The following is a 564-nucleotide window of genomic DNA, read 5'->3' as shown; positions in this document are numbered from 1 at the left end:
GGCCAGTAGGGCCGAGATCACCTTTAGGGCCGGTAGGACCAGGTTTACCTTGGGGACCAGTAGGACCGGGATCACCTTTAGGGCCGGTAGGGCCAGGTTTACCTTGAGGACCGGTAGGGCCAGGTTTACCTTGAGGACCGGTAGGGCCGGGATCACCTTTAGGGCCGGTAGGGCCAGGTTTACCTTGGGGACCAGCAGGGCCAGGACATCCTTTAGGACCGGTAGGACCAGGACATCCCTGAGGACCGGTAGGACCAGTTGGACATATTGGACAAGGAGTATCACAATTATAATCTATAGATAAATAAGGACTATTAGTGCCTCTACTGCTATCATATCCAATTATAGTATAAGGAGTATCCTCTATTCCGACTAATGTTAAACCATTATTTGCAATGGTATTATTGTACCAGCCTTTAACTAAATTTGTAATATCAAATTTTACATAATGACCTATATCTCTATTAGATATTTTGGTTTTATATAGAGTAATTGAAATATTAGGTGCATTACTCCATGTAACTGTGTTTTGGCTAAAATTAACCAGGTTATTATAAACTGTTA

General features: G+C 43.4%; 1 protein-coding gene. It reads right to left on the bottom strand.

The genetic code is table 11. The features are described 5' to 3' along the window. Positions 1-564: DNRLRE domain-containing protein (locus J418_RS15830; protein WP_017896045.1), on the bottom strand; the 564-nt coding region annotated here is incomplete at both ends.

Origin of the sequence: Clostridium tyrobutyricum DSM 2637 = ATCC 25755 = JCM 11008 (assembly GCF_000359585.1) — a bacterium.
GTDB classification, from domain to species: Bacteria; Bacillota; Clostridia; order Clostridiales; family Clostridiaceae; genus Clostridium_B; species Clostridium_B tyrobutyricum.
This window is presented reverse-complemented; position numbering and strand designations above follow the sequence as displayed.